13 protein-coding genes are annotated in these 23,976 nt (G+C 45.3%); 7 read left to right on the top strand and 6 right to left on the bottom strand.

Annotated features, from left to right (window positions below; genetic code table 11):
* Nucleotides 1-54: 54 nt before the first annotated feature.
* Entirely contained in the window at nt 55-2,817 is a 2,763-nt protein-coding gene (locus FDF36_RS19160) for a TonB-dependent receptor (protein WP_220392411.1), read from the bottom strand.
* A 227-nt stretch (nt 2,818-3,044) separates the two neighbouring features.
* Between FDF36_RS19160 and FDF36_RS19155 the strand changes: the two genes are divergently transcribed.
* Nucleotides 3,045-4,691: a glycoside hydrolase family 32 protein gene (locus FDF36_RS19155; protein ID WP_005782940.1), complete on the top strand. Its 1,647-nt coding sequence runs from the start codon at nt 3,045-3,047 to the stop codon at nt 4,689-4,691.
* Between the two features lie 79 nt (nt 4,692-4,770).
* Nucleotides 4,771-7,527 (top strand): hybrid sensor histidine kinase/response regulator transcription factor, encoded by a 2,757-nt coding sequence (locus FDF36_RS19150; protein WP_005822470.1) that lies wholly within the window; start codon nt 4,771-4,773, stop codon nt 7,525-7,527.
* 169 nt (nt 7,528-7,696) lie between these two features.
* On the opposite strand, the gene FDF36_RS19145 is transcribed toward FDF36_RS19150, so the two are convergent.
* From FDF36_RS19145 to FDF36_RS19135, 3 genes are all read right to left on the bottom strand, one after another.
* Complete coding sequence (locus tag FDF36_RS19145; protein WP_220392410.1) at nt 7,697-8,461, bottom strand: DNA-binding domain-containing protein; 765 nt, start codon at nt 8,459-8,461, stop codon at nt 7,697-7,699.
* 26 nt (nt 8,462-8,487) lie between these two features.
* Nucleotides 8,488-10,089: a fibrobacter succinogenes major paralogous domain-containing protein gene (locus FDF36_RS19140; protein ID WP_220392409.1), complete on the bottom strand. Its 1,602-nt coding sequence runs from the start codon at nt 10,087-10,089 to the stop codon at nt 8,488-8,490.
* A 622-nt stretch (nt 10,090-10,711) separates the two neighbouring features.
* Nucleotides 10,712-12,310 (bottom strand): fimbrillin family protein, encoded by a 1,599-nt coding sequence (locus FDF36_RS19135; RefSeq protein WP_220392408.1) that lies wholly within the window; start codon nt 12,308-12,310, stop codon nt 10,712-10,714.
* Nucleotides 12,311-12,862: 552 nt separating this feature from the next.
* On the opposite strand from FDF36_RS19135, the gene FDF36_RS19130 reads away from it, so the two are divergent.
* Genes FDF36_RS19130 through FDF36_RS19110 form a run of 5 tightly spaced genes read left to right on the top strand, consistent with a single transcriptional unit; the run spans nt 12,863 to nt 21,337 of the window.
* Nucleotides 12,863-14,236, top strand: a complete 1,374-nt coding sequence (locus tag FDF36_RS19130; RefSeq protein ID WP_220392407.1) for a sugar porter family MFS transporter — start codon at nt 12,863-12,865, stop codon at nt 14,234-14,236.
* Nucleotides 14,237-14,259: 23 nt separating this feature from the next.
* Nucleotides 14,260-15,912, top strand: a complete 1,653-nt coding sequence (locus FDF36_RS19125) for a glycoside hydrolase family 172 protein (protein WP_220392406.1) — start codon at nt 14,260-14,262, stop codon at nt 15,910-15,912.
* Between the two features lie 51 nt (nt 15,913-15,963).
* A complete protein-coding gene (locus FDF36_RS19120) occupies nt 15,964-19,155 on the top strand; it encodes a SusC/RagA family TonB-linked outer membrane protein (protein WP_220392405.1) in 3,192 nt (1,063 codons plus the stop codon).
* Nucleotides 19,156-19,166: 11 nt separating this feature from the next.
* Nucleotides 19,167-20,912 carry a RagB/SusD family nutrient uptake outer membrane protein gene (locus FDF36_RS19115; RefSeq protein ID WP_005822460.1) on the top strand — a complete coding sequence of 582 codons (1,746 nt, stop codon included), beginning with the start codon at nt 19,167-19,169 and terminating at the stop codon, nt 20,910-20,912.
* 17 nt (nt 20,913-20,929) lie between these two features.
* On the top strand, nt 20,930-21,337 hold the full coding sequence (locus tag FDF36_RS19110) for a DUF4945 domain-containing protein (RefSeq protein WP_005822458.1): 408 nt from the start codon (nt 20,930-20,932) through the stop codon (nt 21,335-21,337).
* A 45-nt stretch (nt 21,338-21,382) separates the two neighbouring features.
* Here the strand turns inward: FDF36_RS19110 and FDF36_RS19105 are convergent, their stop codons facing one another.
* Together FDF36_RS19105 and FDF36_RS19100 are read right to left on the bottom strand one after the other, a co-directional pair.
* On the bottom strand, nt 21,383-22,582 hold the full coding sequence (locus FDF36_RS19105) for a THUMP-like domain-containing protein (RefSeq protein ID WP_220392404.1): 1,200 nt from the start codon (nt 22,580-22,582) through the stop codon (nt 21,383-21,385).
* A gap of 8 nt (nt 22,583-22,590) precedes the next feature.
* Nucleotides 22,591-23,382: a M15 family metallopeptidase gene (locus tag FDF36_RS19100; RefSeq protein WP_409013164.1), complete on the bottom strand. Its 792-nt coding sequence runs from the start codon at nt 23,380-23,382 to the stop codon at nt 22,591-22,593.
* Between the last annotated feature and the right edge of the window lie 594 nt (nt 23,383-23,976).

Genomic DNA, 23,976 nt, shown 5'->3' with positions numbered 1-23,976 from the left:
GCACCGTTTTTTAATCAGCGGTGCACCGTAGGTTAAACCTCCTCTGACAGGCGGTTAGAAGTTGATCTTAAACCCGGCATTAATCTTTACGCCATAATATTCCGCCTGCATCGTACGGTCTTTTGTCCCCTGATAATAGCGGAGCGGCTGATTCAGCAGGTTGTTTGCTTCGGCATAGAGGGTGTAGTGTTTTGCAAAAGTGTAACCGGCGTTTACGTCCAGATAGCTCACACGGTCATAATAGCGGTCGTGAAAGGCGTCTTCACCCATCTCGTCAATAAAGGCGGAGGCAAAGTTATAACTCAGGCGGAGATTCAGCCCGCTTTTCTCAAAATAAAGTGATGCGTTGGCGGTATGCTTCGGAGAGCCCGGCAGGCTCAGGTCCTTTTCGTTCTCGCGTCCTTCGAAGTTGAAGTCTTCTACACGGGAGTGGGTGAAAGTATACGTGCCATAGAAGCCGACACATTTCAGGGCAGGAGCGATAAATCCGAAATCACGCTGGTAAGAGAGTTCCATACCTATCAGATTGGCATTGCCTGCATTCTTGGGTTGGATAAAGCGGTTGTATAGGTTGCCGTTGTATTCGTAGTTCGTAGCCACCTGGTTGACAATGAAATCGTCTATCTTTTTGTAGAATACTCCTGCGCTGACCAGGCCGATACTCTTGAAGTAATAATCCGCGCTCAGGTCGAAGTTATAAGAAAGAGTCGGTTTCAAGCCGGGATTACCCACTGTCACTTCGTTATCCGAACGTTTAATGTTGACGCTGGGCACCAGGGCGGAATATTTCGGGCGCGACAGCGTCTGGGTAAACGAACCGCGTACCTTGAAATCTTCATTTATGCTCCACTTCATAAGGAGTGACGGAAGGAAGTTGATGTAACTGTTTGTTTCTCGGGCAGTCTTTGAGGTTTGGTCTGTTTCATCGTCATACGTCCGTCCGGTATAGCTGAGGCTGGTATTCTCAATGCGTAGTCCTGTCATCAGCTCCACGTTGTCGGTGAGTTTCTGGTCGAAGCGGATGTATCCCGAGCTTACAGTCTCGCGTGCTTCGAAGTTGCCCGCCAGTTCTTCCTGTACCTGTTCTTTGTCAAATAAGGAAGGATTGTTCAGATCCAGTGAGCCTGCATATTCTTTGCTGGCATAAACACCTGCCTTGTATTTGTTACTCGGCATGAAGTTTTTGTTAGTTTGATCTACCGTATTTTGCAGGCTGTGGGTCATAAATGCATCTTCATCTTTCGGGGTATATTCATAGAAATCCACCTCCTTGTCTTTGGTTTTGCGCACTACTTTGGCTCCAAACTTCAGTTTGTTTCCGTTTTGGAACGGAAGCTTGAAGTTCATAGAGAATTTCAGATCTTCTTCTTTGATGTCTTGTTGTTGTTCGGTAAGTTCTTTCAGGCCGAAATCCTTGTTCAGCGTCATTGTAGAGCCGGGCTTCGGAGTAGCCAATGGTTCGCGTTCGTTACTCAGATCCATATCGAATTGCTGTTTCTTGAGCTGAAAGTCGATGTAACGCTCGTTCGGACGCTCCTCGGTTGCTTGGGCATAACTGGCGTTCCAGTCCATAGATAGCGGTCCGAACAGATGCTCCCCGCCCAATGTGAAGTCCATTGTGCGCTGGCGTTCCAGACGGGCATTCCGATTGTCGGGTGTGCCGGCTTTAGTCTGTACGCGTACGGTTGCTTTGCCTTCTTCGTCCAGATCTTTAAGAGTAGTGCGGTACCGGTTTTCCCAGTCGTTCCGGTTATTGAAAATACCTTTGAACATCAGTTTATGGTTTTCGTTGATGTCCCAATCCAGGGCTGCCGAATAGCTCTGGCGTTCGCGGGTCACATAATACTGGCGTATCTGATAGTCGTTGATGTATACATTGCCTTTATCGTCTTTCTCCCAGAGGAATTCCGTATCGTACGAACCCGAAGGGGCATTTTGATACGAAGCCGATAGCATGACTCCCAGTTTATCATTAAAGAAACGGTCGCCGTAAGTCAATCCCAGGTTCAGTTGTGCCTTTTCGCTGATCCAGTTGTAGCCGGAACCGGCTGTGGCTGTCAGCGTACGTTTATAAGGAGAGTTCTTGGTGACCAGATTGATCGATCCTCCGATGGCGTCGCCGTCCATGTCCGAGGTTACGACTTTGCTGACTTCGATGGTCTGAATCATATCTGCCGGAATCAGGTCAAGCTGCACGTTACGTGTATCACCTTCTGCCGATGGGATGCGGTTACCGTTGATCGTGACAGAACTGAGGTCTGCCGATGTACCGCGCACCTGTCCGAAACGGGCTTCACCCTGGTCATATTGAACGTTGATACCCGAGATGCGTTTCAGCGCATCTCCGATGTTTGAGTCCGGAAACTTGCCTACCTGATCGGCAGAAACCACATTCTTGATGCCCAGACTGTTCTTTTGTGAGTTGATGGCGCGGCGCTGGCCTTGAAAAGCACCGCCTATTACAATTTCCTGCAATTCGACCCCTTCATTCAGTATGACATCTCTTTCGAGCGTCTTGCCTTCGGGAATCGTTATTTTCATTTCTACGGGAGCATATCCCACATAGCTTACTTTTACGGTGTAAGTGCCCGGATTGAGATTGGCGAAGGTATAAAAACCGTTTACGTCGCTCGTTACTCCTGTTTTCAGGTTCTCGATGTAGATCGAGGCCCCCGGTAATGTCTGTTTGGATGTGTCGATGATACGTCCCCGGATCGTACCTTGTTTTACTACGTTTGCTTTTTCATCGGCGTAGAGATGACCGCCCATGTTCGATAATAAAAGAACGAATGATACCAGTTTCAGAATTCGTTTCATATTTGTTAGTATGCGTTAATAATTTGTTGCAAAAGTAGAGGGAGGAAGTTTCGTCACTTTTACAGTTGTTTGAACGCTGGGTGACAAAGATGTTACATCTGTATGACCGTAAAGCTTCTTTCGGGTAACTTGAGTGATACGTTTTGTACGCTGAGTGATAGCTTATCCCTGAAAAAATGCGTAAAATTGCACTCAGGTTTTCCATTATTAACTAACAAAATAAAACTATGCATTTGACTACAAAATTATTTCTTGCCGCAACGCTGCTTGCCGGTAACCTGTTTGCTTCATTTGCCGGCGATGTTACGCTGAAGATTACGAAGAAGTATATCAACCTTCCCGTGTCCCACCAAATGGACCGGAAGAAAATGACATTCGAGGTGAAAGGGGCTCCGGAACGTAACTTCGTGATTCGCCTGGCCGACGGGAAACCCGATTATTGGGTATTTTGCGATGTTTCTTCCTGGAAAGGCAAGACACTCCGAATCAGCTATGAAGGAGAGTCTGCCGGATTGGAGAAGATCTATCAGGACGATGTGATTGCGGGGCAAGACAGCCTGTATAAAGAGAAGAACCGTCCGCAATTTCACTTCACTACCCGTCGCGGATGGATTAACGATCCTAACGGATTGGTTTACTATGAAGGTGAATACCATCTTTTCTATCAGCATAATCCTTACGAACGGGAATGGGAGAACATGACCTGGGGACATGCCGTGAGCCGTGACCTGGTACATTGGGAGGAACTGCCGGATGCTTTGCACCCCGATGAACTGGGAACCATCTTCTCCGGTTCGGCCGTGATCGATTATGATAATACCGCCGGATTTAATAAAAAGGGAGAGCCGGCACTGGTAGCCGCCTATACAGTGGATAATCCAGAGAAACAGCGACAGTGCATTGCCTACAGTCTCGACCGGGGACGTACGTTTACCAAATACGAAGGCAATCCGGTGATAGACTCAAAGGCAAAATGGAATAGTAAAGACACACGTGATCCGAAAGTTTTCTGGTACGCACCCGGCAAACATTGGGTGATGGTGCTCAACGAGCGGGACGGACACTCCATCTACAACTCTTCCGACCTGAAGAACTGGGAGTACAAGAGCCATGTTACCGGTTTCTGGGAATGTCCCGAACTGTTTGAACTGCCGGTTGACGGAGATAAGAATCACACGAAATGGGTGATGTACGGAGCCTCGGGTACTTATATGCTGGGATCGTTCGATGGTCAGACATTTACTCCGGAGGCGGGTAAGTACTACTATTATACAGGAAGTATGTATGCTGCCCAAACCTATAGCAACCTGCCTGCCAGTGACGGACGTCGCATCCAGATAGGCTGGGGACGAATTTCACACGATGGCATGCCGTTCAACGGAATGATGCTGCTGCCCAATGAACTGACTCTTCGTACTACTTCAAAGGGAGTCCGTTTGTTTAGTGTTCCTGTCAGGGAGGCAGAGCAACTGTTCCGGCCGGTAGGAAACTGGACATCACTTACTTCTGATGCAGCCAACGGGCGGTTGCAATCATTTTCCGATAAAGACTGTTTGCGGATACGGACTACCATCAAGTTATCACATGCCACCAGTGCCGGACTGAATCTTTACGGACAGCCTCTGGTGGATTATGACATGAACTCCAATCTGATAAACGGTGTGTTCTATTCACCCGACGACCGCACCAGTATGGAACTGACAGCCGACATATACATCGACCGTACCTCCATCGAAGTCTTCATCGACGGAGGAGCTTATTCGTATTCGATGAAACGGAGCCCGCGTGAAGGAAATCGCGAAGGACTTCACTTCTGGGGTAACAACATAGAAGTCAAGAATTTGGAAGTGTTCTCGGTAAAATCCATCTGGTAACGAACATTTTCTTTTGATAAGGCGTCCTGTTTCTTTGCTTCAGGATGTCTTATATACGTATTACTAAGGAGAACACAGCATGAAAAACACAAATCTATTTCGGTTCGGCATTTTGCTTTTTGCAGGCCTGTTCGTATTCCTGTCTTCTTGCCAACGGAAGGAAGAGGCGGACAGAAAATATGTTATAGGTTTTTCTCAGTGCACTTCCGATTCCTGGCGCGAAGCCGTATTGCTCGAAATGCAGATTGAGGCCTCCAATTACCGCAACGTGGAGTTGGTAGTATATAATGCAATGGATAACAGCAGCCGGCAAGTAGCCCAGATCCGCAAACTGATTTCCCAGAATGTGGATGTGCTTATCATTTCACCCAACGAAGCTGTTCCCATTACCGACGTGGCAGTGGAAGCCTACCGGAAAGGCATTCCTACCATTATCCACGACCGTAAGATACAGTCGGATGAATATACGGTTTCTATCGGCGCCAATAATTACAACATCGGTTCCGCCATCGGCGAATATATCAACGGACAACTTTCTCCCAATTCCCAAATACTTGAAATATGGGGACTGGAAGGCTCTTCGCCCGCCATGGAACGCCATGACGGGTTTATTGACCATCTCCGCAGCGACAAAAACTTCCGGGTGACCCAGGTTTTTGGTAAGTGGCACTATAACAGTGCTTACGATGCCGTCAGCAAGCTGCCTGCTTTTACAGATATCGACTTGGTGTATGCCCATAATGATGTGATGGCTCTTGCTGCACGTGATGTCATTATGAAGCGTGACTCCGTGTCCGGCAGACGTATCCGGTTTATAGGTATCGACGGAGTATATGGTGATGGAGCCGGATTGCAGGCTGTAGCCGACGAGAAATTGGAAGCCTCTTTTCAGTATCCTACCGGAGGAGCTATCTCCATTCAGGTGGCTATGGCCATTATCAATGGCGAGAAGGTGAAGAAAAACTACGTATTGAATACCGCTATCATTAACCGGGGAAACGCAAAAACCATTCTGGCACAGTCCGAACAACTGAATCATTACCAGAAGCGGATCAACCGCCAGAAGCAGGAAGAAGACAATCTGCTGTCTCGTTTCAAGTTCCTGCGCAACTCCACCATACTGATCCTGGCATTGATGTTACTCATTATCCCTTTGTTGGGATATGTCATGTACATGAATCTCCGTATCAAGAACAAAAACAAAGAACTGTATGATAAAAACCAGCTTGTAGAGGCGCAGAAGGAGGAACTGGCGGTCAAGAATAACCAGATAGAAAACATCTCGAACCAGAAATTGCAGTTCTTTACCAATATCTCCCACGAAATCCGTACTCCCCTTACGTTAATACTGGGGCCGGTAAACAAACTGATTAAAAACTCCAGGCTCGATCCTTCTATTCAGGAAGATGTGGCTTTGATGAAGCGGAACGTAGACCGGCTCTACCGGATTGTCAACCAGATACTCGATTTTCGCAGGATTGACAACGACAAGATGAAACTGATTCTGCGTCAGGTAGATCTGATAGGAATGGTCAGAGAAGTCTTCGACTACTTTACCGGTATTGCTCAGGAGAAGCAGATTCATTATCAGTTCCGCACCAACATCGACGAGCTGAATATCCATATCGATGTCAATAAGATAGAGCAGGTATTGGTGAATATCATTTCGAATGCTTTTAAATATTCGGATGGAGGCGGGGATATTTCCGTCAGGATTACCGATGAGGCGGAAACTGTTCTGGTGGAAGTGGAGGACCACGGGCGGGGAATTTCAAAAGAGAGCATGGAGCATCTCTTCGAGCGGTTTTATACCGGTAATAAAACATTCGGTACGGCAGGTTTCGGCATCGGACTTAATCTTTCGAAAGAATACGTCGATTTGCATGACGGTGAAATTCGTGTAGAGAGCCAGCCCGGAGAATATACCTTGTTCAGCGTCAGGCTTTATAAGGCCATATCCCATTATACCCACGAATATATACTGGAAGAGACCGACCGTTTCAATCTGAGTTATCATGACATGGAAGTGGATACGACGATAGTGAATGAAATGCTGTCCACGACCTACGATTATCATATTCTGGTGGTGGAAGACGACCCCGATGTGCGATACAGCCTGCGGAAGGAGCTGTCCGACAATTTCCGGGTCGAAGTGGCGGGTAATGGCAATGAAGCGTTGGATCTGTTGGGGAAGGATGTCGCTTTCCACCTGATTCTGAGTGACGTGCTGATGCCTGGTATGAATGGTTTCCAGTTGGTTAACCGGGTGAAGAACGATCTTGCTTTCAGCCATATTCCTATCATACTTCTGACTGCTTTGTCCGAAGACAGCCAGCGCATTTACGGCATTGCCGAAGGGGCGGACGAGTATATTCCCAAACCTTTCAACATCGACTTCCTGAAAATACGTATCATCAACATGATTTCGGAACGGCAAAAGATGAAGGAAGCTTATATGAAGAATCTCCGGGCCGGTACGATGGACAATGTGGAGGTATGCAAACTGATGAAGGTAGACGAGTTGTTCAGGGACAAGCTGCTGAGCATTGTCGACACGCAATATGAAAACTCCGATTTCAGCATCGAAGACTTGAGTGAACATTTGGGATTGTCGAGGGTGCACCTTTACCGGAAGATGAAAACACTGTTCGGGGTTTCACCCACTGATTACCTGAGGAATTACCGGCTCAATAAAGCAATGCTTTTGCTTAAAGCCCGGCAGTACAATATCAGTGAGATAGCTTATATGACCGGTTTTACTTCGCCCGCCTATTTCACTAAATGTTTCCGTACACTTTATGGGGTCACTCCGACAGAGGCAATGGTGGCTAACTGAATATGGGAAACAGATCGTTCTGTCTACGCACCGTATGCAACTCTGTATACAGTACGTATATAGAGTAGTATACGAGCTGTAGATAATGCTGTATACGCATTATACAAAATTGTCCCGCATTGAATTTTCTCAATGCGGGACGATATGAAATGTGCCGGTATGTTTACTATTAGGCCGTTGGATCATCTACAATATCACCATCGCCATCTCCTTGAGATGCGCCGATGTTGATAAATCGACTGACAGTTCTCGGCGTTTTTAGCATTGTCTGCGAACTGTGGCAGTATTGTGTAGTCAGTCGCAGCTCATAGGTTCCGTCTTTCATGTCGGCAGGAAGTAGCACCAATACTTCCGAGGGGTTGTTTATGGCAATCATATCCATCGGTAACTTCGTTTCGATGCCTTTTTCGTCAATCAATACAATACCTACAGCAGAGTCTGTGCCTGCTACTTTGATATTCTTGCCCTGTAGGCGATAGTTACGTCCGGCAGTTGCACTACCATCCGTGGCACGGGTGGCAGCGTCTTCACCGCCGATGAAGTAGGCCGGGTCACCTTTGGCTCCCAGAATTTTCACGCCGGTCCGTGCGATAGCTTCACGTAAATCCTTATCCTGATTGAAGGAAACATAGATAGAATTTCTCTCGGGATTCCATATCCCGCCGTCTATTACCCCGCGAAACTGTGGGACAGCACGAAAAAGCCCCGTATTGACAGAGTATCCGTTCAGTACCAATTCCGATACTGTGCGCTGAAAAAGATCGACGGCATGCTTTAAAGTCTCTGCCCGCAAGCCGGTATCCTCTTTCTTCATTTCATCCAGTACATCGGATAGCGTCAGGTTTCCGGCACTCTCCAATACCAGGATTTTGTCTTCTTTGTTGTCGGTGGTCACGGTATTGTCCGCAAGCCAGCCTTTGAGTTCGGTTTTCATGATTTATCTTTTTAAAAGTGAATACATTACTGTTTGGTACCTTTTACGCAACGGACAGAGTTTCCAGAAGAAGTGCTGGCTCCATCATGCACGCGAATATACCCCGGGTCAATATCTAACACCCAGCCTGCTGTTTCACATAGATAATCGCCAAAAGTACCGGGCCAGGTTGTTGCGGATGTTCCTGCACCAGAGTCACGCCAACCAGCCAATTGCATAAATACTCCCTTTGTTGAGTTCAAGAACCACACCCCATTTGCACCTCCAATAGTTACTTTGGAGTTTACATTACAGCATTTTGCAAATTTTATCCATTCGTTTTTTGTTGGCAGTCGCCACCCCGAACCATATGTCGTAGGGTTAAGTCTCGTACATGGATCTATATTGTTTCCATTATAATCTTTATGCCATTGATAAAAATATCCGTATTCTGAATTGGTTCCCCACACATAATTATTACTCGCTCCTGTACTTTTCAGATTGCCGTCCGCCCATATTAATTTGGCCAGGTCTTTTTTATCCTGAGCCATACACCCGTTACCTGTAAGATTTATATCACTCTCCAACACATTGATGCCGGGACCTTTCTTAAACTGTATTTTTAGTGTATAGCTCCTTCCCTCTTTCAGTTGTACGCTTTGGGTGGAGGTAATTTCAGTGTTGTTGTTCACAATCCGTCCGCCTACCGTCAGCGTATTGAAATGCACTGTAATCGTTCTGGCCCCTGCAAATGGAACCATGCGTATGGTTGTACTCAAGGTCGTGTTTGGATTGAATGCCGCCGTTTTATTCGTGTTGGGGGTTACCACATTGGTCGAAGGACCGATCTTCCACGATGTGGAGTTTCCCCCTTGCGTTACATATACACCCGTGCAATTGCTGATCGTATTGCTCGGGTATCCGGTGGGACTAATGGAAATTGTCAGTTTACACAGCTTCTGGCTGAAGCTCACCGGAAGGTTGTGGCTGAGGCTGTTTACATTCGTTATATCTCCGGAATCGAAGGTCATGAAGTCCTTGCTCATGTTAGGGATAGACACTGTGCTACTGTTGTAGGTATATGATGCGGGCATAGTTCCCAAGTCGGCAGCTGTAGCGGTATTAAAGGAGTAACCCACCACGCGTATCGTTCCCGAGCGTGTCAGCAATTTCCCTTGTTTGAGTACAGGAGTGCCCGTACCATTTGAGGTGTAATCGGCGGCCGACTGGAAGACATAGTTATTTCCGGACTTCCAGAAAACAATTAGCCGGAAATAGACTCCTGAAGATACTGTTGCACGGGTATTTGCACAGGGTAGAGTATCTTCCGTCAGTTCCATCGAGGCTATCCGGGGACCTTCATAGTCCGGTTGCTCTCCCGTGCGTGTAGGTGAGAAAGCTTTTACCCCCACCCATTCGGCGATCAGGGGAGAGTGGTTACGGGTCGAAGCGTCATTAAAAGAGGAAGAATGATAGTCGTTGTCACCCGTCAGACTGATTTGGATGGGGATTAACTCGTCGGCAGTATCCCCGCTATCAGGAGATAAGGGAGTCATTCTGTCATCTTCCGCACATCCTGCCATCGAAAGGCAAAAACACAGCCATAAGGCTTTACCAAGACACTCTCGCATAATAAAAGTTCTATTCATATACTAAGATATTAAAGTGAATAATCGTATCAAAGACGCATTGCGGACCTACACATCCTCGTATAAGTCCGGAAAGGCTGTTTGATACCACTTTTATTATGCGTAAGTTTGTGTATTACAATCAGATATAACGGTCTTGAATACACAATAATGTTTCAAAAGACGTACGTTTTTTGAAACATTATTTTTACTCTTCACATTAAATATAAGAGGAACAGATAAATGACTGATAATTAAAACAATGTGGAAATATTTGCACAGATGAAAAAAGCGCCTTATCTTTGTTGCATCAGACGTACGTCTTTTGAAACACCGTTCCAAAAGTAAACTTTGCATCTTAGTAGATCTTCTTGGTCTTTGAAAGAGTGTCCTGAAAATTACGGGATAACTATCTCTCTTCTTCTCAAAAATTACTTGATAATCTGATTATGTGGCTCTTGTATAAAAGTCTTTTTAGTAGCTTTTTACTCAAAATGCCTAATCAATCCGTAACTTATACACCTTTAAAGAACTAAATATAGTCTACAGTTTCTTGGAGTGTCAGGTTTCCGACACTTCTCAACTATAGGATACTGATCAAGGCTTTATTTACAAGCTAATCTTAATCATAAATGACAGTTAATTATTTAACACAACGAACTGGCATTCCAGTTGCTTTATAATCAGAAAACATGAATATCGAACTTGGGTTAAATGCGAAGCTTATTCCATTATTTGTTCCATCTTTTTTTGTAGTCCAATACTGTCCAGTCTTACTAGGATTAGAATTAGGATTAGTCGTACCACTGCCTCCACCATTACCTATTGTTCCAGCGGCCAATAGAAAAACACCAATACTTTTATTCATAAACCACATGCCATTATTTGTATGCACTCTATCCGTACATCGGGATAATGAAATATAGTCATTTTCGGATGGTGTACGCCATCCTGTACCATAGTATGCAGTATTTAATCTTGAACATGGATCTATGTTATTTGTAGTTTTGTTCCCTGTATAAGTGCTATACCATGTGTAATAATATCCGGTTTCTGTCTGCGAAGGTGCCCATACATAATTTGTGCTTCCCGTACTCTTCAAATTTCCCGTAGCCCATCTTAACTTCGCTAAATTATTTTTATCACTTGCTGTACATCCGTTTTGTGTCAGGTTAATGTCACTTGCCGCCAATTGTATCCCCAATTCAAACTTCAGTGTAATGGTATAACTCTTTCCCGGTAGCAACTGCACATTCTGGCTCGAGGTGATATTCCGGTTATTCGCATTGAAGTAATTACTAAGTTTCAACGTACCGATATGCACCGTGATCGCCCGGGCACCCGAAAAAGGAACTAACCGCACAGTGGCAGTCGAATTATTGGCTATATTGAATGTAGGCGCAGTTCCGGTATTGGCACTTACATTATTTGTAGAGGGACCTATCGTCCAGGCGGACGCATTACCGCCCTGAGAAACATATACGCCCGTACAGTTGGTAAACGTGTTGCTTCCAAACTGCGACAAGGAGAGCTTAACCGTCAGCTTGCAGAGTTTTTGCGTGAAACTAACCGACAGGTTGTGGTTGATTGTACTCACATTTGCCATATCCCCCGAATCATAAACCATAAAGTCATTACTCATATTCGGGATAGTGACGGGAGTACCGTTATAAGCATAGGCTGAAAGAATCGTTCCCATCGCTGCCGTACTATTGAACGAGTATCCGATCACACGGACAGTTCCCGCTCTGGTGAGTAACTTTCCTTGCCTGAGTGTGGGAGCGGAAGCCCCGTTCGTCGTAAAATCCGCTGCCGACTGGAACACGTAATTGCTGCCCACCTTACGGAAAGCGATCAACCGGAAATAAATGCCGTTGCCCAATGTAGCGGCACGGGTAGTGGCTTGCGGCTCTTCGCGGAGCGTCATCCGTACCGCTGAAGGCCCTTCGTAAGGCACGGCAGCGGGTATGGCCCTGCTGGTGGGTGACTCTTTCACGGGTACCCATTCGTCCACAAGCGTTCTTCCTCCGGTTGTGTCGGGAGTATCAACATGGCTTTCCATATAAATGCCATCCTCAACCCGGCCGACCGTAACAGGGATCATGTCCCCTCCGTCCGGTTCCGGGCTGTCGGGGTTCACAACATTGTCGCCACACGATGTTATCATTAAAAAAGCCGCGCACACACAGCATGTGCTTAACGCACGAAAGCCTACATACAGAAGTTTTTTCTTCGTATTCATAACTCAAATGTTTAAAAATGAATAAAATAGATCATACTCAGCAAGGCCTTCCCATTAATGAATGGGAAGACCGGCTATGGCAGGCTGTGAATACAGCTTTTATTTTGCGGTAAGTTTGTGTAAATTAGACAGATAGAACGAATCTTGTGTTTCAAAAGACGTTCCTTTTTTGAAACACAGTTTTGGCTCTGCGCACTGAAGGCCAAAGGAAGAGATAAATAACTGATAATTAAATTGATGTAGAAATATTTGCACAGATAAAAAAAGCGCCTTATCTTTGTTGCATCAGACGAACGTCTTTTGAAACATTACCTTCCTTTTAATAAAAGACAATCCACTTATTACAAGAATCATTTTTTTCAAATGCTTCATTATTAGCTTTATCCTTTCGTTACATCAGTGGGTAACCGGATTGATAGTCTGCCGGTATTTTTGCCGGATGTTACCATTCTTATATTATTTGTTTCCTGCGTTATATCGCTTCTGTACTATTCTGGCTAACCTTGCATCAACAATCACACATCGTATAACTACTATAAATTTAAAATCAAAATGAACAGAGAGAACAAACCTTTATTCCTATATACCTTTATCACCGTCTTTGGTGGATTGATTGTGGGATTAAATATGGCAGGTATTTCCGGAGCCGTTCCTTTCTTACAGGAACAATTCATGTTGGATGATATGGCTTTGGGATTGGTGGTAAGTATTCTGACCGTAGGTTGCCTTTGCGGTGCTTTGCTGGGAGGAGGTTTTAGTGACCGTTATGGCAGGCAGAAAGTGATGTTCTCGTCAGCTATCTTTTTTATTGTTTCTTCTTTAGGTTGCGCATTGGCTGTCAATCTGGTTTCACTGCTGGTTTTTCGTCTGATATGCGGGCTGGGTATCGGAGTGATCTCTGCTGTAGCACCTATTTATATATCCGAGATTTCTCCTGCCCGCCTGAGGGGAACACTGGTCTCTTACAACCAGCTGGCCGTTGTGATAGGAATCCTGATTGCTTATATTGTAGATTATATATTGCTGGACTACGAGCGGAACTGGCGCCTGATGCTGGGATTCCCGTTCTTCTTTAGTGTAGCCTACCTGCTACTGCTGGTTATATTGCCCGAGAGTCCGCGATGGCTTTCGGCCCGCGGAAAAGCAGACAGAGCCAGACAGGTGGCCAGTAAACTGAACCTGGAAGCCGGTGAGATGACCGTGTCCGACACAAACACACAAGAAGGTAGAGATAGGATAAAGGTAACAGAATTGTTTAAGGGTAACTTGGCTAAAGTGGTTTTCATAGGTTCTATACTGGCCGCCTTACAGCAAATTACGGGTATTAACGTCATTATTAATTACGCCCCTTCTATTTTTGAGATGACAGGTGTTGCCGGGGATATTGCCCTTGTGCAATCCATCCTGGTAGGCGTGGTGAATCTGTTGTTTACCCTGATTGCTGTGTGGCTGGTTGATAAAGTCGGGCGTAAGATTCTGCTCCTTTGCGGAAGTCTGGGGATGGGGGGCTCCTTGCTTTACCTGGTTTACACCTTCGTGGTTCCGGCAGCCAATGGTATAGGTGCATTGATAGCTGTGCTATGCTATATCGGATTCTTTGCCGCTTCACTGGCACCTTTGATGTGGGTGGTGACTTCCGAGATCTATCCTTCCCGCATCCGCGGAACAGCCATGTCGCTCTCCACTGGAATCAGTTGGCTATGTACTTTCCTCACCGTTCAGTTTTTTCCTTGGATACTGAATAACCTGGGCGGATCGGTCGCATTCGGAATCTTTGCTGTTTTCAGCATTGCTGCATTCGCATTCATTTTATTTTGTGTGCCCGAGACTAAAGGAAAGTCACTGGAGGCAATAGAAAAAGAATTGGGAGTGGATAAAGAAGCTGAAAGGACCGCGAAAGAAGAACATGCTTTCTCGAAAATATAATAAACACAAAATTGGATATAAATATGAAACAAAGTAAAAGAAATGTATGGTTGTCCGTTTGCGCAGGACTCTTGTTCTGTTCGTGGGGATGCGGCTCTCAAGTGTCGAATAAGCCGGTAACACTGGAAACGTTGTTGGACGAAATGGTATCGGTGGAGGAGCAGGCGCTATATCCGGTTCCCTCTTATACTTGTCGTCAGGAAAGTAGTTATGACCGTGCATCGGTATCACCCGATTCTGCCGGTTGGTTTGCCAATAGCGATGGGTTTGGAATCAAGCGGGTAGATACGATAGCAGGCCGTATCGAGAAAGTAATGTTCGACGAAGTCGGACCGGGGGCTATCACCCGCATCTGGATTACTACTATTGACAAACGCGGTACATGGAGGTTTTATTTCGATGGTTCCGACCAGCCGGGCTGGATCATTCCCGCCTATGACCTGATGCGGATCAATGTGCCCGGACTGGGAAAGGGAATGTTGCAGGCACACACCAGCTATACGCCCGAAGGTAAGGGAGGAAATACCCTGTTCCTGCCTATCCCGTATGCCCGTGGATGTAAAGTGACGTTCGAAGACGAGCCGGGAGTGAATCCTACTCCAAAATATTACCACATCAACTTCCGTAAATATCCGGAGGGTACACAGGTGGAGACTTTATCTAAAGAAGTGGTAGAGAGAGCAGCACAGAAAATAGCTGAAGTAGACAATCGTCTTCTTCATCCGACGGCCGGACGTAAAGGTGAAATGATCCGGGAGAATAAGAACCTTCTTTCTTCCGATTCACTAACCATTCCGCTGCCGACAGGTGAAAATGCGGTGTATGAAGTGAAGTTCAATATCCGTGTTGATAATCCGGAGCAATATGCGCAATTGATGCGGGAATTGGTGTTCAGTGCCACATTCGATGGGAAACAGACCGTATGGGTGCCCTTGAGTGATTTCTCCGGAGGTGGTATGGGTGCTCCCAAAGTAGATAGTTGGTATCTGACGTCCGACGGGAAAGGGAACATCTCCAGTCGCTGGTTGATGCCTTACCGCAAAGCGGGAGTCTTGAAAGTACTGAACCTTTCTTCCCAGCCGGTTGATGCTGAACTGGAGGTAAACGTGGCTCCGTTGAAGTGGGATAAAGACCGGTCATTGTATTTCTATGCTTCATGGAGGCAGGAGAACGGTATCTACATCCATGATAAACCCGAAGAGGTCGATCAGTGTGTAGAATGGAACTTCGCTACACTGAAAGGAAAGGGTGTCTATAAAGGCGATTTACTTTCACTTTATAATCATGCTCCGTTGTGGTATGGCGAAGGTGATGAAAAGATTTGGGTGGACGACGATACTTTCCCATCACATTCCGGCACAGGTACGGAAGACTACTATAATAGCTCTTGGGCACCGGTAGTGCCTTTCTATACTCCATTTGGAGGAGCCCCGAGAGCTGATTTGGAAAGCTCTCACGGTTATAATGCTTTCTATCGCACCCGCCATCTGGATGGCATCCCTTTCAATAAGAGCTTTAAGTTCGATATTGAAATGCTGGGATGGAAACGGGGTGAGGCTGATTATGCCACTACCATTTACTGGTATGGTGATCCGGAGGCACAGGTATTTGGAACTTCAGGTATTGAAGAAGCTCGCCGGCAGCTGCTGCCTGCTGTCGAAGCTTCGGCAAACTGAAAAACATATGATAGTATTATTTAAATTTTTAATTAAATCTAATTGGTGAATATGAAACATGAAAGACCTTGCCTTGTGGCCTCCGGAAGTGACTGGCTGCAAGAAGTGTTGAGAAGGCTTTTGGTCTGGGTGGTTGTCTTGTTCTCGGGGACAATGATGGCATACGCAGGCAATCTGGATATCAGCCAGGTGAAAGTCATTACGGGTACGGTGACCGAAAAGGAAACAGGTGACCCGCTGATCGGAGTAAACGTGTCGGTAAAGGGCACTTCGAAAGGTACGATTACGAATCTGAATGGTGAGTATTCGGTTGATGTGAATTCGGATAAAGATATTCTGGTATTCTCATTTATTGGAAAGGCTACACAGGAGAAAGCTGTGAAGGGATTAAGCAAGATCGACGTGGTGATGGCCGATGATGCCACGATGTTGGGTGAGGTGGTTATCCAGACCGGATATATGACGCAGCGCAAAGCCGATCTGACCGGTTCGGTTGCCATTGCTAATACCTCCGATTTGGCTCAGAATCCTTCGACTAACGCGCTGAAGTCTTTGCAGGGAAAATTGCCGGGTGTATTTATTACTGCGGATGGTAGCCCCAGTGGAAATGCTTCGATACAGATTCGCGGTCTTACGTCACTGAATGCGCAACCCAACCCGCTGATTGTACTCGACGGATTGGCAGGCGACTATAACTTGAGGGACATCAACCCGGCAAATATTGAATCTATTCAGGTGTTGAAGGATGCTGCTTCGGCCAGTATTTACGGTTCGAGAGCTGCCGGTGGTGTGATCATTATCGAAACAAAGAAGGGTAAAAAGGGTGAATCGAAAATTAGCTACGAAGGTCGCGTACAGTTCTCTAAATGGGTTAACAAACCCGACTTGTTGAATACCGATGAGTATGGACGTGCTATCTGGCAGGCGTATGCCAACGATGACAAACTGGGTGAGATCAAACAGAGTGTCCGTTTCTTCGATTACGACTGGAGTTATGATGGTAACGGTTATCCGGTACTTAACTCCGTGAAACCGGTGGAATGGCTGAATACAGCCAAGACTATGCGCTCGGCCGATACTAACTGGATCGACGAAATATCCCGTACCGGAGTGTCGCAGAATCATCAGATTTCAGTATCGAGTGGTACTGAAAAATCACGCACTTTCTTCAACCTGGGTTATGAAAACACGGAAGGTATCCAGATTGAAACCTTCTGGAAGAAATATTCGGCCCGCTTGAACTCGGAATACGATTTATTGAATGGTCGTCTGAAAGTAGGTGAGAATCTGGAGTTGAACTACATGAACTATCGCGAAGCCAATCATACTCAGCTTGCAGCGAATGAACCCCCTATCATTCCTGTATATACCGAAACCGGTGGCTGGGGTGGTGCCTCTCTCGATGTGGGTATGGACGATTATCGTAATCCGGTGAAAGACCTTATTCTGGGAAAAGACAATGTCAATAAGTTCCTGAAGGTAATTGGTAATACGTATGCCGATTTGATGATTATCAAAGGGTTGAACCTGAGAACATCGTTCGGTGTAGACTATCGCGGTTCATACTATCGCGCAGTCGATAAAAAATGGGGTGAAGCAGACGGTTCGGGCCGTGATGAAAAGTTCAACTATGTCCGCAACGATCAGACTCATTTCCTGGAATACCAGTGGACCAACCAGATCAACTATAACGGGCAATTCGGAAAACACTCGATAGGAGCTGTGGTCGGAATGGAATTCACGAAAGCTGAAAGCGAAGCATTCTATGCACGTAAAGACGGTTTGACCCTGGAAGACAGAGACTATGCTTTTTTGAGTTCGGCTACCGGCGACAAGATTACAGAGGCTACCGGTTCGGGTGATGCTTATGCTCTGTTGTCATACTTCGGTAAGTTTAACTATTCGTATGCTTCCAAATATCTGGCATCGGCAACGTTACGTTATGACGGTTCTTCCAAGTTCGGTGCTGATAACCGTTGGGCAGTCTTCCCGGCATTTTCTTTGGGATGGAGAATAAAGAATGAACCCTTCCTTGAGAATGTAGATTTTCTTTCGGACCTGAAACTGAGATTCAGTTGGGGACGTAATGGTAACTCGGCTATCCCGAGCGGATACCTGCAAAGTAGCTATGTAGCCGATTATAATGGAACTTCTTATGCTATGAACGGACAGGAAAGCGGTTCTCTACAGTCTGGTTTCCGTAAATATCTCACCGGTAATTCGACATTGAAATGGGAAACTGTAACACAGACCAACTACGGTATTGATTTTGGTTTCTTCAACCAGAGCCTGGTCGGAACAATCGATTACTTTTATAAGAAGACAACCGATATGCTTTATTTGCCCCCTTATATCGGTGCATTCGGTGAAGGTGGAGATACTTATGTGAACGGTCCGAGCATGGAAAACCGAGGAGTTGAAATCTTGCTGACATACCGGAATAATCTTCCGTCCGGATTTAGTTACAGTATTACGGGAAACCTTGCCACTTTCAAGAATAAGATTACCGAATTGCCGGACAACGTGAGAAGTGTATATGGTGGAAACGGTATGTTGGATGATATCATCGGACGCCCCCGTAACTCTGTATACGGCTACGTGGCAGACGGAATCTTCAAGACACAGGAAGAGGTGGACAACTCACCGCAGCAGGCAGGAAAAGGTTTGGGGCGCATTCGCTATAAAGACCTTGACGGAGACGGACGTATCACTCAGGACTACGACCGCACATGGATTGGTGTCAGTGACCCAGACTTTACTTATGGTTTGAATCTTCAGGCTTCATATAAGAATGTAGACTTGGCTCTCTTCTTCCAGGGTGTGCATGGCGGAGATGTTTGGGATTCATGGATTGAATACAGTGACTTCTGGAACATTCAGAATGTGAATAATACCAATCACCTGAAAGGCGTATTTAATGCCTGGTCTCCCCAGAATCCGGATTCTAACATTCCGGCTCTGTCTACCCGTAACACCAATGATGAAAAGCGTACATCTACGTATTTCCTCAAAGATGGTTCGTACCTGAAACTGAGAACAGTGGAATTGGGATACACTTTCCCGGAAAGCCTGGTGAAGAAAGCCATGATCAGCCGTTTGCGTGCTTATGTTTCGGCTAACAATGTATTCACTATCAAGAAATGGTGGGATAGCAACCGCTTCTCGGGTCCCGATCCTGAAATCCGTGACTTTGGCTATGTCATTCCATTTACCGCTACAGTCGGAGTTAATATAACCTTTTAAATAGAAATAGTATGAAAACCTTTTATAGTTTATTTCTGTCATCTGCCCTTTTGCTTTCCTTATTGGTGACGAGCTGTGCCGACCAATTGAATATTAACCCTAAAGGGGTGCTGGCTGATGATTTATTATTAGGAAAGCCCGAACATATTGATGATTTTGTGACTCCGTGCTATTCGCTGATCCCTTATCTGCCCTGGTCGGAAGCTCATGCATGGTGGATGCATGGTTCTATCCGATCGGACGATGCTTACAAAGGCGGATCGGGTGTAAGTGACCAGTCTGCCTGGCATGATATGGAAGTTTTCTCTTCTGTAACTGCCAATGTAGGCAACAATGACGGACCTTGGTTCAAAGGATATGTAGCGATATCCAGATACAACCTGGCACTCTATGCCCTGTCTAAAGTTACCGATGAAAACTATCCGTTGAAAGGTGTACGTACCGGTGAGGTGAAATTCCTGCGCGGAGCTACCTATTTCTTTATGAAGACTCTGTGGAGATACATTCCTTGGGTAGATGAAGAGAACGGAAGAACGGTGGAAGATGTGACTAATATCTCGAACCGGCCCAATGGTACTGATGATACATATTTGTGGGAACACATTGTTGCCGATTTGGAAGAGGCTGTCAGACTGTTGCCTGAAAAGCAGGAAGAGATAGGCCGTATCAACAAGAATGCCGCACGGGCAATGGCCGCCAAAGCCTTATTATTCATGGCGTATAAACAGGATGCAAGACATCAGGTAGTCGAGGTGGATAAGAAGATTCTGGAACGTGCTTTGGTTTATATCAACGAGATCACTGATCAGGAAGGTGGAAATGTAGGTTTATGTGAAGACTTTGCCGAAAACTTCTTGCCGGAATATGATAATGCTACCAAAGAAGCAATTTGGGAAATCCAGTATTCTATCAACGACGGAACATCAAGTGGTGGAAATACAAACAACGGTGCAGAGTTGAATGCTCCTTCCTGGGAACCTTATTTCCCATGTTGTGATTTCCATAAGATGAGCTTTAATATGGCAAATGCTTTCAGAACCGGTACGGACGGATTGCCTTTGTTCGATACGTTTAACGATGCGGAAATGAAAGGAAGATATAAAGAGTATTTCAATGAAAATAGCTTTGACCCTCGTTTGAGTCATACGGCGGCTATCCCGGGATATCCTTATAAATATAATCCGGATTTGCTGTACGAGGAAAAGGCTTCCAGAAGCCCCGGTGATTATGGTTATTTGAAATCTGTTAAAGAGTTGGTTCCTGCCGGTTGCGATTGTATCATTGTGAACCGTAATTCGATGAATGTGAAGCAAATTCGTTATGCTGAAGTCTTGTTGTGGAAAGCTGAGATCTTGATTCAGTTGGATCGTCACAAAGAAGCTCGTCCTATCATTAATAAGCTGCGCGAACGTGCTAATAACAGTAGAATTCGCTTGTTGATGGCAGATGGTACTCCTTACATGAATTATAAGGTCAGCTTGTATACCGATGAGGCTGCTTGGACCAAAGACTATGCATGGAAAGCATTGATGTTTGAGAATCGTCTTGAAACAGCATGTGAAGGAAGACGTTTCTTCGATCTGCAAAGATGGGGAATCCTGGAGCCTACGATGAATGCTTACTTCAAAAAAGAGAAAACCCGTTTCTCTTGGATGAATAATGCTGTCTTTGTTGCGGGAAGAGATGAGTATAAACCTATTCCTCAGCAACAGATGAACTGGGCGAAAGGAAATTATATACAGAATCCGGGTTACTAATAAAAAAACAGACGATTATGAAAAGAATATTATACTTTTTCTCTGTGATGCTTTGTATACTTGCCGTCACAGGTTGCCAGGATCGCGATATCATTGATTTTAAAGATGGGGTTTCCTTACCTCCGGTGACCGATTTAAAATCGTCACTGACACCTGATAATGATGCAGTGTTGGAATGGAAACTACCTTCAGCGATTCCGGAAGAGATACAACGTCCTTTATCCGTTTATGTTCAGGTTTACAAGGGGGCGGTGCTGGAGCATCAGATTTCTTTGGAAGGTGAACCTACTTCGTGGGAATATACACTGAAAGAGCCTGAATCGAAATATAGGATTGTGGTTAAAGTCCAGGGGATGTTGAAAGAAAAAAACTATGGACAATCAGATGAAATATATTCGTTGGGACAAACAGTTTCTATAAATTGATTGAGAGAAAGAGGCAGCGTCGGGACGACGTTGCCTCTCCTCATTTTATGCTTTCTCACACCGGATGATGATTTTTCTTTCATCGTTCAAGGTAGTAGCAAACAGATAGGTATCACCTCCGTCAGTTAGTTTCAGCCGTTTCCGTAATTCGGCTACGGACTGTGGAAAATTGCGGGTGGTGATATTTGCTTTATCTAATCCGTTTAAAATATTTTTTAATTCTTTCTTGTTGAGGCCCGAGTAACCGGTTATCCGGAAGATGCGTCCCGGAAACTTTTCTATTCGTTCGTTTGAGGTGTAGAGATGGCTGTTGGCGTGAAGTTTACTCAGATGAAACGAAGAAGCGATGCTTCGGAAAGCACCGGCTTTGAGAATAGAGGCATTGGGCTCATACAGATAAGTTCCTATTTCGTGGGTGTATGAACACTCGGTGGCTTGTTCTGATTCGCGGGTGAAGACAAAACGTTGTACTTCCCGGTTTGCAAAGTTGATGCAGACGATGGGCTGAGACATTGCAGATGGAATCTTCGGAGAATCATCACCGGGCCGGAGTAGTAACAAAAGCTCCTTGCACTCGTTGTTGACTGAGACGATATGGGCTTCGGATACGTGCTGCATATCTCGTATAGCCAAGGAAAGATCGAGCATGGGTGAAAGTTTAATCATTACCTGCTTACCCTTTTCGAGTAGTAACTTTTCCAATGTGGTCACGTCGGGTTCACAGTCGGATATGGCTACTGTTTTTCCACCATGTTCATTGCGGCGTGCCGGGTCCAGGAAAATACAGTCTACAGCCGGCATCTGTTGTAGATATTCCACTCCGTCGCCATTTTGTACCCGAATATGTTTCAGTCCTAATAAAGGGAAATTGTGTATGGCAAGTTCACAAAGTTCCTCCTGGCGTTCTATGTAGGTGACTGTTTTGAACTGAGTAGCGAGAAAGGCACAATCAATGCCGAATCCGCCGGTCAGATCGACTAACCCTTCTCCATGTACCAATGAAGCTTTGTAGAGTGCGGTAACTTCCGATGAACATTGCTCTAATGATAGATGTCGCGGATATAAAAGTCCTTCTGTTGCATGCCAACTTGGTATTTTAGAAACGGTAGCTTGCCATCCGGCTATCTGAACGATAGCCAAAGGCATGTCCACTTGAGGATATCTCTTTGCTTGTAATGCCAGGGAGTGTACATCGTCATTGCGATGCTCCCGGATAAACAAGATGGTTTCCGGAGAAAGATACATATCTTACTTTAGTTTATGAGTTTGTACTTCTGTTTGGCTTCGTCTCGGCTGCATAGGTTAAAGTGCCACCATTCACTGGGAAGTGCACGGAATCCTGCACCTTTCATAACTTGTCTTAGTAGAATCCGGTTTTCCCGCTCTTGTTGGGTTATTCTTCCTTCTTTTACTAATTGTGCTTCATTTGTTATGTGTGATGCTGCACCCATATAGTCCACTTCTGTTCCCATGGGTAACGGATGCCCTAATGAATCGGCTATGCTGATATCTACTGCCAATCCATAATTATGCAGACCTCCTCCCCGTGAGGGGTTAGATACATACATATACTTGGAGGTCCCTTTTACCACATCCCACATTTTTTTCTGTACGGACATCGGACGTGCCGCATCATAAATTATCAGGCGGTAGCTGGGATATTGGGCTTTAAGTAACAGATGTGCTTCTAAAAGAGCTTTAGCTGCGTCCGGGTGAAGATATGCTTCTTTCAATTCATTATAAAGAAGTTGACCGGTAAAATTGTCCGGAGTGGCGTACATTAGCCGGATAATGAATGTAGAATCGAGTTCGGCGATATTCATCAGACCGATGGAATCCAGATAAAAGGCTGTTGGGCTTTTACTTGCAGTCGGTTGCAGTTCCATTGGAGTTACGAGGACAATGGAATCTTTAAATGCAGGGTTGGGCTGTGCTTCCTTATATTGACAGGAAGTAGTAAAGGGCAGTAGTAGGATGAAAGCGGTTAAAAGTCCGAGTCGCATATAGTTTCTTTTCTGAATATGAATGCAAAAGTATAAAAACATAAGCGCATATTTTATAAGTTATGGGAGATTTTCATTTTGAGGCTTCTGTTTAAGACATGTCCGATCCACTTTTGAATGGTGTGTAGCTTGAATATGACTTTGGGTAGAACTGAATATTGCCGTATAAAACCTGAATCCTGAAGTTTTCTATTTACATAAAATAGTGGACAGTGCCGCTTTCAAAAAAGGATCGGAACTCTCCATGATAGTTACACAAAATGGCGGACTGTGCCAGTGTTTGTAGTTTGCTTTCTTTGACTTCAAACCAACCTCCTTTTGGCTTTAAAAGTAAGCTCCTCCCGTTTCTACTCCCAACCTTTCCTTTAAAAATCCGCTGCCCCCATACTTGTTCTAATCGCAACTATCCCTTTCCGTCCGCCCCTTATCCCTTTTTCCAGGAAACCCCCTCTTATCTCTCTATTTCCTTCATTCTCAATTCTTTTCCCCCTTTTGTTTTTCCTCTTCCCATTACTTGATTTAACCCTCTGTTAAATCAAGCCTTTTGTTTTCAAATAACAAGTCTTTTCGAAGTAAAAGCTTTGTTCTTTCCGCCCTCGAAATAAATCTCTCCCCAACCGCATTAACAATGTTAAC

The organism is Bacteroides fragilis, from assembly GCF_019583405.1.
Classification (GTDB): Bacteria; Bacteroidota; Bacteroidia; order Bacteroidales; family Bacteroidaceae; genus Bacteroides; species Bacteroides fragilis_B.
The sequence above is the reverse complement of the archived record's forward strand: the minus strand, read 5'-3'. Positions and strand labels throughout refer to the sequence as shown.